12 protein-coding genes are annotated in these 13,551 nt (G+C 64.6%); 5 read left to right on the top strand and 7 right to left on the bottom strand.

Annotated features, from left to right (window positions below):
* Positions 1–2 precede the first annotated feature (2 nt).
* The 7 genes from MJ8_RS01150 to MJ8_RS01180 all read right to left on the bottom strand — a co-directional run bounded on the left by MJ8_RS01150 (position 3) and on the right by MJ8_RS01180 (position 8,294).
* On the bottom strand, positions 3–2,582 hold the full coding sequence (locus MJ8_RS01150; RefSeq protein WP_201412703.1) for a sensor histidine kinase: 2,580 nt from the start codon (positions 2,580–2,582) through the stop codon (positions 3–5).
* A 190-nt stretch (positions 2,583–2,772) separates the two neighbouring features.
* Positions 2,773–4,173, bottom strand: a complete 1,401-nt coding sequence (gene ahcY, locus MJ8_RS01155) for an adenosylhomocysteinase (RefSeq protein WP_201412704.1) — start codon at positions 4,171–4,173, stop codon at positions 2,773–2,775.
* 158 nt (positions 4,174–4,331) lie between these two features.
* A complete protein-coding gene (locus MJ8_RS01160; RefSeq protein WP_095819113.1) occupies positions 4,332–4,628 on the bottom strand; it encodes an HPr family phosphocarrier protein in 297 nt (98 codons plus the stop codon).
* Positions 4,625–5,026, bottom strand: coding sequence for a PTS sugar transporter subunit IIA (locus tag MJ8_RS01165; RefSeq protein WP_027166957.1), 402 nt, complete (start codon positions 5,024–5,026; stop codon positions 4,625–4,627). Before MJ8_RS01165 ends, MJ8_RS01160 begins: the two co-directional genes overlap by 4 nt.
* A 164-nt stretch (positions 5,027–5,190) precedes the next feature.
* On the bottom strand, positions 5,191–5,649 hold the full coding sequence (locus MJ8_RS01170) for an HPr kinase/phosphorylase (protein ID WP_201412705.1): 459 nt from the start codon (positions 5,647–5,649) through the stop codon (positions 5,191–5,193).
* Positions 5,650–5,663: 14 nt separating this feature from the next.
* The gene (locus MJ8_RS01175; protein ID WP_201412706.1) at positions 5,664–7,448 is read right to left on the bottom strand and encodes a sensor histidine kinase; all 1,785 of its coding nucleotides are present in this window, start codon (positions 7,446–7,448) and stop codon (positions 5,664–5,666) included.
* A 144-nt stretch (positions 7,449–7,592) separates the two neighbouring features.
* Positions 7,593–8,294 (bottom strand): response regulator transcription factor, encoded by a 702-nt coding sequence (locus MJ8_RS01180; RefSeq protein ID WP_006201274.1) that lies wholly within the window; start codon positions 8,292–8,294, stop codon positions 7,593–7,595.
* Positions 8,295–8,635: 341 nt separating this feature from the next.
* On the opposite strand from MJ8_RS01180, the gene MJ8_RS01185 reads away from it, so the two are divergent.
* The 5 genes from MJ8_RS01185 (at position 8,636) to MJ8_RS01205 (ending at position 13,536) form a co-directional block, all read left to right on the top strand.
* A complete protein-coding gene (locus MJ8_RS01185; protein WP_201412707.1) occupies positions 8,636–10,246 on the top strand; it encodes a phosphoenolpyruvate carboxykinase in 1,611 nt (536 codons plus the stop codon).
* Positions 10,247–10,431: 185 nt separating this feature from the next.
* Positions 10,432–10,869, top strand: coding sequence for an alternative ribosome rescue aminoacyl-tRNA hydrolase ArfB (arfB, locus tag MJ8_RS01190; protein WP_201412708.1), 438 nt, complete (start codon positions 10,432–10,434; stop codon positions 10,867–10,869).
* Between the two features lie 179 nt (positions 10,870–11,048).
* Complete coding sequence (gene lysM / locus MJ8_RS01195; protein ID WP_201412709.1) at positions 11,049–11,528, top strand: peptidoglycan-binding protein LysM; 480 nt, start codon at positions 11,049–11,051, stop codon at positions 11,526–11,528.
* 103 nt (positions 11,529–11,631) lie between these two features.
* Positions 11,632–12,249: an alpha-ketoglutarate-dependent dioxygenase AlkB family protein gene (locus MJ8_RS01200; RefSeq protein WP_201412710.1), complete on the top strand. Its 618-nt coding sequence runs from the start codon at positions 11,632–11,634 to the stop codon at positions 12,247–12,249.
* A 72-nt stretch (positions 12,250–12,321) separates the two neighbouring features.
* Positions 12,322–13,536, top strand: a complete 1,215-nt coding sequence (locus MJ8_RS01205; protein ID WP_201412711.1) for a glycosyltransferase family 87 protein — start codon at positions 12,322–12,324, stop codon at positions 13,534–13,536.
* Positions 13,537–13,551: the final 15 nt, after the last annotated feature.

The raw sequence follows: 13,551 nt of genomic DNA on the forward strand, positions 1-13,551 counted from the left end.
CGCTACTCGGCCGCGTCGCGGATGCCGGCCGGCGTGTCCGGGATTCCGGACGGCTTGTCCGGAAAGGTGCAGATCACCGTGGTGCCCTTGTCCTGGCCGGTCTCGATGCGCACGGTTCCGCCATGCAGTTCGACGAAGCTCTTGACGATCGACAGTCCGAGCCCGGCGCCGCGCCGCCGCCCGCCATTGGCGCGCGGCTCGAAGCGGCGGAAGACCGATTCCAGCACGTCCGGCGGCATGCCGGGACCGTCGTCATGCACCGAGAACTCGACCCCGTCGGTGAGACGCCGGCAGGTAAGCCGGATCGTGCTTGCCTCCGGTGCATAGTTCACCGCGTTGCTGAGCAGGTTGTAGAGGATCTGGCGGATGCGGGTCTCGTCGCCATGGAAGCTTGCCGGCGCCTCGGCGGCGTCGATCGCGAGCTTGATTTGATGCTCGTCCAGCCGGTCGGCGACCAGCTCGGCGGCCGCGGCGATCGTCCGGTCGATGTTCATCTCGGAGATGTCGAGCTGCATGATGCCGGCATCGACGGTGGCCAGGTCGAGGATATCGTTGACGATGGTGAGCAGCACCGAGGACGACGAGCCGACATGCTCGACATATTCGCGCTGCTTCGGCGTCAGCGGCCCGGTCGCGGGCAGCGATAGAAGCTCTGTGAAGCCGATGATGTTGGTCAGCGGCGAGCGCAGCTCATAAGACACGTGCTGCACGAATTCGTTCTTCAGCTGGTCGGATTTCTCCAGCGCTTCGTTCCTGTCCTTCAGCGCCCGTTCGACATTCACGGTGTCGGTGACGTCGACGAAGGTGATCATCACCTGGCCGTTGGGCAGGTGGATCACCGCGTAGCTCAGCACGTTGCCGTTGACGAGCTCGATCTGGCCGCGGCGGTCGCGGCGCTCGTCGTCGAAGCCGGTCACGGCGGCGACGAAGCCGCCCCATGGGCTGTTCGCGGCGCGCTGGTCGCACAGGTCGCGGATCGCCGAGACATGGACGTTCGGCTTGACCGCTTCTGCCGTCAGCCCCCACAGCGCGACGAAGGCCGGATTGGACAGCCGCAGCCGCCCGTCCGGACCGAACACCACCACGCCCTCGGCGAGGTTGTCCAGCGTCTCGCCCTGCACCCGCACGGCGGTCTGGTAGCGGCTTTCCAGGTCCATCTTCTCGGTCAGGTTCTCGAACACCCAGGTGACGCCGCCCTTTGGCTGCGGGTTCGCCACGACGCGGATCGTCTTGCCGTCCGGCAGGTGCCACCAATGCTCCTGCGATTCGACGGCGCGGTAGGCGCTGAGCAGGTTCTCCTTCCAGCGCCGCCACTCCGGCTGCTCGGCGATCCTGCCTTCCGAGCGCAGCCGGTCGAGCAGCAGCGTGTTGGAAGGCGCGCTGAGCAGGAATCCCGAGTCGAGCCCCCAGAGCTTCTGGAAGGCCTGGTTGAAGAAGCGCAGCTTCTCGTCGGTATCGAAGATCGCCACCGCGGTGTTGAGCTGGTCGAGCGTGTCGGCATGGCTGCGCACGGTGCGCTCATATTCGGCGCGGATCGTTTCGGCCGCGCTTGTGTCGCAGGCAAGCCCGGCCGAGCCGTCGGCGCCGGCGAAATCGGTGACCGCGAACATGCGGCGGTCGCCTTCGATCACCGTTGAAAGCGTCTGTTCGAAGACCGGGCGCGATTTATGTTGCTCGGCGATCTGCTCGCGCGCCTGGCCGCCGAGGAACTCCTTGGCGTCGCGCACTGCCGCAGCTGGGCTTTCGGCCTCCACCGCCTCGGCATAGGCGCGGTTGACCCATTGCAACCGTCCGTCCGCGGCGCGCAGCCACGCCGGCATCTTCAACGCGTCGAGCAGGCCGACCAGCGTGTCGTAGTCGGCGCTGAGCCGCTGGTTCTCGATCTTCAGCCTGGCCTGGTTGCGCAGCGTCTCCGACAGCGACACGAAGCGCACCAGGACATGCGCCGCGCTCTTGCGGCCATGCACTTCCAGCGGCACGCCGGCCTGCGTCTCGATGACCAGATCGAAGGCCTTCGCCTGCTCGCGGAGCGCCGTGACCGCGTGCTCCAATGCCGCCGCCGAACGCGGCATCAGCCAGCGGCCGAAGGCGAGGAAAGCCGACCTGTCTTCCGGCGCGCCGCTTTCCAGCGGCAAGCTGCCGATGAGCTCGGGCTTCTTGTTGTCCGTGGCCCAGACGACGACACGCTGGTCGCGCAGGTTGAGCAGCGCCTCGGAACGCTGCAGCGCCGCGTTGACGTCCGCGATGCGTGCCCTGAGCTGGACATTCTGCGAGGCGGTGCGCGTGCGCTCGCGGATCAGGAAGATGGCCGAGACAAGTGCCGCGCCCATGACGCCGACGAACATGGCCAGCTGCATGACCTCGACGGTGCCGAACGACGCCGCGGCCTTGCCGGGAATGGCCGTTTCGGCGTGGGCGGCAGAGGCCAGCAGCGGGCCGGCGAGCGCCGAGGCGCCAAGCAGCGAGGCCAGCCGCGAGCCGGCACGAAACCCGCCGCCGCTCACGACGGGGCGGGCCTTGTTCGAATCCTCATGGCCGCCGGAAACGGCCGTTCCCGCGCGTGGCGGGTAATCCCCCGGCATGTCTTGGTCCTCTTCGCCGCTTGAATGCAAGACCGCCCTGAATGCGTCCCCGGCCCAACATGTCCCCGGACCGCGAATCACAACAATAACGCCTGCCGGAATCGGCGTGAAGAATCATTGGCGCAAAAAATAAAGCCGGGCGGAAAGTCAACCACCCGGCGTCAATATCTGGTAGATAATTTCGCTTTGGTTAATAGCGATAGTGTTCCGGCTTGTACGGGCCCTGCGGGGTCACGCCGATATAAGCGGCCTGTTCGCTCGACAGCTCGGTCAGCTTGGCGCCGAGCTTGTCGAGATGCAGCCGCGCCACCTTCTCGTCGAGATGCTTGGGCAGCACATAGACCTGGTTCTGGTACTGGCCGTGCTTGGTGAAGAGCTCGATCTGCGCCAGCACCTGGTTGGTGAAGGACGCCGACATGACGAAGCTCGGATGTCCGGTGGCATTGCCGAGATTGAGCAGGCGTCCTTCGGAGAGAAGAATCATCCGCTTGCCGTCCGGGAAGGTGATCAGGTCGACCTGCGGCTTGATGTTGGTCCATTTCAGATTGCGCAGCGACGCCACCTGGATCTCATTGTCGAAGTGGCCGATATTGCCGACGATCACCATGTCCTTCATCGCCCGCATATGATCGAGCGTGACGACGTCCTTGTTGCCGGTGGTGGTGATGACGATGTCTGCGGTGGGGGCGGCGTCTTCCAGCGTCACCACCTCATAGCCGTCCATGGCGGCCTGCAGCGCGCAGATCGGGTCGACCTCGGTGACCTTGACGCGGGCGCCGGCGCCGCGCAGCGAGGCCGACGAGCCCTTGCCGACGTCGCCATAGCCGCAGACCACCGCGACCTTGCCGGCCATCATCGTGTCGGTGCCGCGGCGGATGCCGTCGACCAGCGATTCCTTGCAGCCATATTTGTTGTCGAATTTCGATTTGGTGACGGAATCGTTGACGTTGATCGCCGGGAAGGGCAGCAGGCCCTTCTTCTGCAGCTGGTAGAGCCGGTTGACGCCTGTGGTGGTCTCCTCGGTGACGCCGCGGATCGCTTCGCGCTGCTTGGTGAAGAAGCCGGGCGAGGCCTTCAGGCGCTTCTTGATCTGGGCGAACAGGATCTCTTCCTCCTCGCTGCCGGGATTGGACAGCACGTCCTCGCCGGCCTCGGCGCGCGCGCCGAGCAGGATGTACATCGTGGCGTCGCCGCCATCGTCCAGGATCATGTTGGAGGTGCCGCCGTCGGCCCACTGGAAGATGCGGTCGGTGTAGTTCCAGTAATCGTCGAGCGACTCGCCCTTGACGGCGAAGACCGGGATGCCGGCCTCGGCGATCGCGGCGGCCGCATGGTCCTGCGTCGAGAAGATGTTGCAGGAGGCCCAGCGGATATCGGCGCCCAGCGCCTTCAGCGTCTCGATCAGCACCGCCGTCTGGATGGTCATATGCAGCGAGCCGGTGATGCGCGCGCCCTTCAGCGGTTGCTTGGCGCCGAACTCCTCGCGGCAGGCCATCAGGCCCGGCATTTCCGTTTCGGCGATCTCGATCTCCTTGCGGCCCCAGCCGGCAAGCGAGATATCGGCGACCACATAGTCCTTGCTACCCGTCATGGCAGTGCTCCGGTGTGAATTTTTCTCAAAGACGCGCCGCCGCCGGAAGGCGCATGGGAGGGCGCGATTGCCGGCCTGACTAGCAGATCGGTCGCCATACGACAATGGGACATAAAGAAATCTTTATGCGCGCATGTCCTGGAGGCGCGGGATGAGAGCTAGATTTCCTCGCCGAAACGCGAGGCGACGAGCTGCTCCAACGCGTCCATGGCGGGCACGGCCTCCGGGCCGCTGGCGATGACACGGATCGAATAGCCCGGGCTCGCCGCCAGCATCATAAGGCCCATGATCGAGGTGCCGCCGACCTTCACGCCGTCCTTCTCGACATGGATGGTGGCGTTGAAGCCGCTGGCGACCTGGACGAACTTGGCCGAAGCGCGCGCATGCAGGCCGCGCTGGTTGATGATCGGGAACTCCCGCACCACCTCGTCCGTCTGCGGCGCCGATGCGTTCATTTGCTGCTCAGGAGCTGGCTGGCGACGTTGATGTATTTGCGGCCCGCCGCCTGCGCCTCGTCGAGCGCGGCGGCCATGTTGTCGCCCTTGCGGATCGAGGAGAGCTTGATCAGCATCGGCAGGTTCATGCCGGCGATGACCTCGGTGCGGCCGGATTCCATCACCGAGATGGCGAGGTTGGAGGGAGTGCCGCCGAACATGTCGGTGAGCACGATGACGCCGGCGCCGGTGTCGACGCGCGCCACGGCGTCGACGATGTCGGCCCGGCGCTGCTCCATGTCGTCGTCGGCGCCGATCGCCACGGTTTCGAAATTGTCTTGCGGCCCGACGACATGCTCTACGGCATGCCGGAACTCGGTGGCGAGTTGACCGTGCGTCACGAGCACGAGTCCGATCATTCTCTGGTGGCTCCCGTCATCGCCGCTTCACAGGCGTATCTTATGTTCGCCAGCCATTCCAGGCGGCGGGAGCGCTATCTTGTCGACGCACGGCCGGTTGACAAGCCCAAAATTGCGGCGGCCCGGGCCATTTTGACGCATCGCAGCAAAAAACCCCGGGCGGATCATGAAAAAGGCTGGATCGACAGCCGCGCCATCAGCATGGGCAGCGCGGCCGTGACGTTCTGCCGGGCGACGTCGATGCGGGGCAGCCTGCATCCGGCGATCGTCTCGGCGCTTTCGTCCTGCAGCCGCGCCACGTCGGCCGGCTCGACGAGCCGAACCACCAGATCGATCACGGCGGCCGGCTCGAAGGCCAGCGGGCGCGGCCCAATGCCGTGCACCTCGCATAGGCCGGCGATGGTTGCCGGCGCGCGGCACACCAGCCGGCCGCCATGCGCGGCGAAAAACAACTGGTCGTCGCCCACCAGCCGGGAAAACATGCCGCGGCTGCGGCAATGATCGACAAGCGCCAGCGCCAGCGTCGTCTTGCCGGCACCGGAAGGCCCGGTGACCAGCACGCCACGTTCGCCGATCAGGATAGCCGTGCCATGGATGTTGCGGGGCGGCTTCGTGTCCGGCATGGTCGGTTCGGCGGTCAGCCTTCCGCCGGCAGCGTCACCACGAAACGCGCGCCCTTGATCTCGCCGGGCTTGGTCCCGGGGATGTTCTCGGCCGTCAGCGTGCCGCCATGCGCCTCGACGATCTGGCGGCTGATCGAGAGGCCGAGGCCGGAGTTCTGGCCGAACGCCTCGCCGGCCGGTCGGTCGGTGTAGAAGCGCTCGAAGATGCGGTCGATCTTCTCGGCCCGGATGCCCGGGCCGTTGTCGTCGACGGTGATGATGTTGAACTTGCCGGCGCGAGCCAGAGAGATCGCGATATGGCCGTGTTCGTCCGGCACGAAGGAGCGCGCGTTCTCGATCAGGTTGGTGATGACCTGGCCGATCCGCAGGTCATGGCCGACAACGAAGAAGCCTTTGGCGCCGGCCGGCAGCTTTGCCGCCTTGAACTCGATCTCGACGGCCTTCTTGTTGCGCGTCGTCTCGCGCGACACGGCCACGAGGTCGGTGATGAACTTCTTCAAATCGACGGTGCCGGCGTCCTCCCGCGCGAGCTCCGCGTCGAGGCGGGAGGCGTCGGAGATGTCGGTGATCAACCTGTCGAGCCGCTTCACGTCGTGCTGGATGATCTCCATCAGACGCGCGCGAGACGTATCGTTCTTCGCCAGCGGCAGCGTTTCGACCGCGCTGCGCAGCGAAGTCAGCGGGTTCTTGAGCTCGTGCGAGACATCGGCGGCGAAGCTTTCGATCGCCTCGATCCTCGCGTACAGCGCGTTCGTCATGTCGCGCACGGCAATGGACAAATTGCCGATCTCGTCCTGACGATCGGAAAAATCGGGAATTTCCTCGCGGCTCTTCACGCCGCGCCGCACCCTGACGGCTGCGGCGGAAAGCCGGCGCAGCGGATTGGCGATGGTGGACGCCAGAAGCAACGACAGGATCGCGGTGACGAGAGCCGCCACCCCGAACACGCGCAGGATCGCCTTGCGCTCGGCCGCGACGATCTTGTCGATGTCGCCACCTTCGGTCGACAGCATCAGGACGCCGAGCACCGCGCGGAAGCGTTGGATCGGCACCGCGACGGAGACGATCTGCTCGCCCTGCTCGCTCACCCGCACGATGGTCGAGGGGCTGCCGGTCAGCGCCTTGACCACTTCCGGGAAGGCCGCGCCGTTGCCGCCGGGTTGCTCGTGGTAGACCGGCAGGTCCTTGTTGCGGAAGAAGTCGAAGATGAATTTCTCGACCCGTTCCAGAAGGTCCGGCTGCTCGTCCTCGACCGGCGGCAGGTCGTAGCGCAGGATCTGGCCGCGCGAATAGAGATGCCGCGAATCGAGCAAAAGGTTGGCGTCGCGGTCATAGATGCGGGCGCGTGTTCGGGTCGGCGAGATCAGGCGCCTGAGCACCGGCGCGACGCGTTCCGGATTGATCGGGAAATCGAGATTGTCGAGCTGGTCGGAACCCGGTCCAAGGCTCTCGCCGGCCTGCAGCTCCAGCAGCTTTTCCGGATCGATGCTGATCGAGTCGGTCTCGACGGTCGCCGAGGCCGCGATCGCGCCGGCGATGATCTCGCCTTGCGTCATCAGGCTTTCGACGCGCGCGTCGATCAGCCCGTCGCGGAAGGTGTTGAGATAGAGGATGCCGGTGACCAGCACGGCAAGGCCGGCCATGTTGAGGAACAGGATGCGCCGCGTCAGGCTGGAGAAGATGTGGTGGCCGAGAAACCGGCGCATCGGCACCGTTATTTTCGACACGAAGGCGGGCACGATCCGCGGCGGACGCTTCGCCGCGCCCGCCCGTCTGCCTCGCTCTACTTCCACTGCCATCGAATAGCAGGCCCTGTTTAGTGAGTAGTCAGTAGGCAGTAGGGAATGGAAAAATGGGATCGCGGCTACGCATGAGTGGCCGCTTGTGTCACTTAAAACTGACTACCGACTATTCCCTACTGCCTAATCCCTACTGCCTATCTCTCATGCTTCCCGAAACCGGTACCCGACTCCGTAAAGGGTTTCGATCATCTCGAAGTCGTCGTCGACGGCCTTGAACTTCTTGCGCAGCCGCTTGATGTGGCTGTCGATGGTGCGGTCGTCGACATAGACCTGTTCATCATAGGCCGAATCCATCAGCGCATCACGGCTTTTTACCACGCCGGGGCGCTGCGCCAGCGAATGCAGGATGAGGAACTCGGTCACCGTCAGCGTCACCGGCTCGCCCTTCCAGGTGCAGGTGTGCCGCTCCTGGTCCATCACCAGCTGGCCGCGTTCGAGCGAGCGGGCCTGCTGGCTGGGCGCCTTGGCCGCCGCCTCGCGGGCGCTGGTGCGGCGCAGCACCGCGCGCACCCGCTCGACCAGCAGGCGCTGCGAGAATGGTTTGCGGATGAAGTCGTCGGCGCCCATCTTGAGGCCGAACAATTCGTCGATCTCGTCGTCCTTCGACGTCAGGAAGATCACCGGCAGATCCGATTTCTGCCGCATGCGGCGCAACAGCTCCATGCCGTCCATGCGCGGCATCTTGATATCGAGGATGGCGAGGTTCGGCGGCCGGGCCGCCAAGCCTTCCAGCGCCGACGCGCCATCGGTGTAGGTTTCGACCCGATAGCCTTCGGATTCGAGCGCGATCGACACCGAGGTCAGAATGTTGCGGTCGTCGTCGACAAGCGCGATTGTTGCCATTTCAAGTGGCTCCCTCATGAGCTGTCCCTTCTGTCGTCGAGAAAGGGCTTTTGCAGGACAAATTGGGTACAAAATGTGGCACGGGCCCTGTCCGGAGTCACGGGCGGCCTGCCGCTACACACCATCGCACCGGTATTGGGATCGGACGAACCGAGGCTGCCAATCCTTTGGGCAACGTCTGTGGTTTTTTGCACATATAAACGATTTAAACAACTTTCAAATTGTTTAAATCGATTAATGATTTGATATCATTTGGCTTTTCTGGTTCTGAACTTGGCAGCCCCGGTGCGGGCTCCGGGAAACCTCCCGTCACATGCGGCCAAATCCAGAGAGGAAATTTGATGTCGGAAGCCGGCAAACGCAACCCCGACTGCGCCATCGACGCGATCGGCCTGAAGACCACGGGCATGGTGCGCTACAATTTCGGCGCGGCCGAACTCTATGAGGAAGCGATCCGCCGCGGCGAGGCGAGGTTGACCGCGCAGGGCGCGCTGGTCGCCGAGACCGGTCAACACACCGGCCGTTCGCCGAAGGACAAATTCGTCGTGCGCGACGAGGCGGCCGGGCCGCATATCTGGTGGGACAACAACAAGGCGATATCGCCGGCGCAATTCGAAACGCTGCTTGCCGATTTCCGGGCACATGCGGCCGGCATGGACCTTTACGTGCAGGACCTCGTCGGCGGCGCCGACGCCGAGCTGAAGTTGCCGACCCGGGTCGTCACCGAATTCGCCTGGCATTCGCTGTTCATCCGCAATCTCCTGATCCGTCCCGAGGAAGCGGAGCTCGAGCATTTCGTGCCGGAGATGACGATCATCGACCTGCCCTCCTTCCGCGCCGATCCGGCGCGTCACGGCACCCGCACCGAAACGGTGGTCGCGGTCGACCTCACCCGCCAGATCGTGCTGATCGGCGGCACCTCCTATGCCGGCGAGATGAAGAAGTCGGTCTTCACCATGCTGAACTACCTGCTGCCGGCAAAGGGCGTGATGCCGATGCACTGCTCGGCCAATCAGGGGCCGGACGGCGACGCCGCGGTGTTCTTCGGCCTGTCCGGCACCGGCAAGACGACGCTTTCCGCGGATCCCTCGCGCACATTGATCGGTGACGACGAGCATGGCTGGGGTCCGCACGGCATCTTCAATTTCGAGGGCGGCTGCTACGCCAAGACGATCAGGCTGTCGGCCGAGGCGGAGCCTGAGATCTTCGCCACCACTCAGCGCTTCGGCACCGTACTGGAAAACGTCGTGCTCGACGCCGGCCGTGTTCCGGACTTCAACGACGGCAGCCTCACCGAGAACACGCGCTGCGCCTACCCGCTGGATTTCATCCCCAATGCCTCGAAGACCGGCCGCGCCGGCCACCCGAAGAACATCATCATGCTGACGGCGGATGCCTTTGGCGTCATGCCGCCGATCGCGAAACTGACGCCGGCGCAGGCCATGTACCACTTCCTGTCGGGCTATACCGCCAAGGTCGCGGGCACGGAAAAGGGCGTGACCGAGCCGGAGGCGACCTTCTCGACCTGCTTCGGCGCCCCATTCATGCCGCGCCATCCGTCCGAATACGGCAATCTGCTGCGCGAGCTCATCGCCGGCCACGGTGTCGACTGCTGGCTGGTCAACACCGGCTGGACCGGCGGCGCCCACGGCACCGGCCGCCGCATGCCGATAAAGGTGACGCGCGCCCTGTTGGGCGCCGCGCTCGACGGTTCGCTGAAGTCGGCCGAGTTCCGCACCGACGCCAATTTCGGCTTCGCGGTGCCGGTTGCCGTTCCGGGTGTCGACGGTGCCATTCTCGACCCACGCTCGACCTGGGCCGACAAGGCTGCCTATGACCGCCAGGCCGCCAAGCTGGTCGGCATGTTCGCGACCAATTTCGAGAAGTTCGAACGCCACGTCGACGCAACCATCCTCGGCGCCGCGCCGCGGCTGCAGGAGGCGGCCGAATAATCGCTGCCTCGATCGCCCTACCTCCAGGGCCCGGCCAGCGCAATTCCAGGAAAATGTGAACGGTTTTCCGTCCGGAATTGCGCCAACACAGAAAGCCAGGGAGGGTTCGCCGTTTCCGTGAAACGGTGAAGCCTCCTTGGCGCCGGGCCTTTTCTTTTTGCGGCCATCGCGTCATGAGTGCTTCCATGGCGAGCGACGACGACATCATCATAACAGGCGAAGCCGTTATCCGCCCGGGCGACCTGCACGAGGATTTCATCCGCTCGTCCGGTCCGGGCGGCCAGAACGTCAACAAGGTGGCGACCGCGGTGCAGCTGCGCTTCGACGCTGCGAACGCCACGGGTCTGTCCGAACGCGTGCGCGAGCGCGCCATCAAGCTTGCCGGCCAGCGTGCCACCAAGGACGGCGTCATCGTCATCGAGGCCGGCCGCTTCCGCACCCAGGAGCAGAACCGCGGCGATGCGCGGGCCAGGCTGACGGCGTTGATCGCCAAGGCGGCCGAACCGCCGCCACCGCCGCGCAAGAAGACCAGGCCGTCCAAAAGCGCCGTGGAGCGGCGCCTCAAGAGCAAGGCGGGCCGGTCGACGGTGAAGAAGTTGCGCGGCCGGGTCGACAGCGATTAGAGCAATTCCAGGAAAAGTGAGCGCGGTTTTCCGTCCGGAATTTGCGTCAAAAACAAAGTGATGGATCGGTTTGCCGTTCCCTGAACGGTGAGCCGCTCCAGCAAGGTTGAAATCGGCTGCTTCCAATTCAGGGTTGCAGATGGCAAGGTCTGGTTGCTTCAACAGCGAGGAGACCAGCCATGGGTATTTTCGATTTCGTCAAGGGCGTCGGCAAGAAGCTCGGGATCGGCGGCGACGACGAGGCCCCGCCAAACGCCGATACGTTGAAGAAGGAGCTCGATTCGCATAAGCTGGGCACGGACGGCGTCGAGGTTGCCGTGCAGGGCGACACCGCGGTGCTGAAGGGCACCGTCAAGGACCAGTCGGTCTTCGAAAAGGCGGTGATCGCAGTCGGCAACACGCTCGGCGTGTCGAAGGTGCAGGCGGACGAGCTGAAGGTCGCGCCCGAGGCCGGCAAGGCGGCTGCGCCAGCCAAGGAACCGACATTCTATACGGTCCAGAAGGGCGACAATCTCTGGAAGATCGCAGAAAAATATTACGGCAAGGGCAAGGGCGCGAAGAACAACATCATCTTCGAGGCCAACAAGCCGATGCTGACGCATCCCGACAAGATCTATCCCGGCCAGGTGCTGCGCATACCGGATGTCGATCAGGCCTGAACGGCACATCATCTGAATTTGGAAAACGGCGGCTTTCGGGTCGCCGTTTTCTTTTGCCGGTGGCATGCTTGGCCAATCGAATGCATCATTAACCGGATCGCCCATGCTCGTTCTGCCCAAAGGCGTCCGCCACATGCCGGGCTACCTCGCGCGCCCCGCCCAGGAAGCGCTGGTCGAGGAGATCAGGCGCGTCGTGCAGGTGGCACCCCTATACGTTCCGGCCATGCCGCGCACCGGCAAGGAGATGAGCGTGCGCATGACCAATTGCGGCGCGCTCGGCTGGGTGACCGACAAGGAGCGCGGCTATCGTTACCAGCCGACGCATCCGGCGACGGGCGAGCCCTGGCCGCCGATTCCCGAGGCGTTGCTGCAATTGTGGCGCGAGGTTGCGGCCTACCCGCATCCGCCCGAGGCCTGCCTGATCAATTTCTATACGGCGGATGCCAAGATGGGCCTGCACCAGGATCGCGACGAAAAGGATTTCGACGCGCCCGTCGTGTCGGTCTCGCTGGGCGACGACTGCCTGTTCCGGGTCGGCCAGACCACGCGCGAGGGCGCCACGAAGTCGTTCAGGCTGAAGAGCGGCGACGTCGTCGTGCTCGGCGGCGAAGGGCGCCTCGCCTTCCACGGCGTCGATCGCATCTACCCCGCGACCTCGGCCTTGCTTAAGAATGGCGGCCGCATCAATCTGACGTTGCGCCGGGTGACGGTGCCTGGCTGAGATGCCTGGCACCGGGCAACGCGATCTTAAGGACACCCGGGCTACAACCGCGGTTGCGCAACCGAGGTCGCCATGCAACCGAACTGGATCAGGACCCGAAGCCTCTCGGACGTGGCCATCGTCACGGTCGTGTCGATCATCGCGCTGTGGATGACCGAATTCTACCTGAGCATGCTGTGGAACCTCGACGACCGAGGATTTTCCGAACTTTCGCACAGGCTCCCATATTGGGACTTCACCAATCTCTGGGCCGGCTCTCGCATGGCCATCGACGGCCATGTCGCGACCCTCTTCGATGTGGACGCCTACCGCGCGGCGCTGCGCGCCATGTTCTCGCCCGACCTTCCCAACCAGGAATGGAGCTACCCGCCGAACATCCTCCTGGTTGGCGTTCCGCTTGCCACCTTGCCGATCCTGCCTGCCTACCTGATTTGGACTATTGGGACCGTGCTGTGTCTGTGGCTGGCGATACGGCCGCTGAAGCTAGGAGCGGCCCTGGAACTGGCGATTGTCCTCAGTCCGGCGGTTATCTGGAACTCGGTCTTCGGCCAGAACGGCGCGTTGACCACCGCACTCTTGATCGGAGGCCTCGCCGTGGCGCCTAGGCGCCCGCTGCTGGCCGGGATTCTGTTCGGCCTGCTGACGATCAAACCGCATCTCGGCATTCTCGTGCCCTTCTGCCTGCTCGCCAGCGGCAATTGGCGGGCAATTCTCGCGGCCGTCGGCACCAGCGCCGTGATCGCCGTCGCCACCGGCCTGTTCTTCGGCTTCGATGTCTGGCGGCTGTTCCTGACCGAAACCCGTCCCTTGATGACGGCGATCATGGAGGCGCCTTATCCGCAACCCTACCAGTACAATGCGATAACGGTGTTCTTCACGGCGAGAGCCGCCGGCGCTGGGGTAACCTCCGCCTATGGCGTGCAGGCGGTCGCGACCATCGCTTCCATCGCCGCGGCGATCTGGCTCTGGTGGCCGGGCCGCGCTGTCTCGCATCAGGAACGCGTGGTGCTTACCGCTGTGCTCGCGATCCTGGCCACGCCCTATGGCTATACCTACGACACGATCGGTGTGGCGGTGGCCATCGCGATGCTCGCCGCAATGGTTTCGAGGCCACCGAGGCTGATCCTGGCTGTCTTCTGGCTCTGGCCTTTCGTCGCGCATTTGTTCATCCACGGGGGATACTGCGTCGGCGTCGTGGTCCCGCTGTTCCTCGCCGGGTGGATGCTGCTGTCGATATGGACGGGAGGCCGGAAGACTGAAATCTCCGGGGCGCCGTCCTTGGCATAGCTGCCCAGGCGGCGC

The sequence above is a fragment of the Mesorhizobium sp. J8 genome, from assembly GCF_016591715.1.
GTDB lineage: Bacteria > Pseudomonadota > Alphaproteobacteria > Rhizobiales > Rhizobiaceae > Mesorhizobium.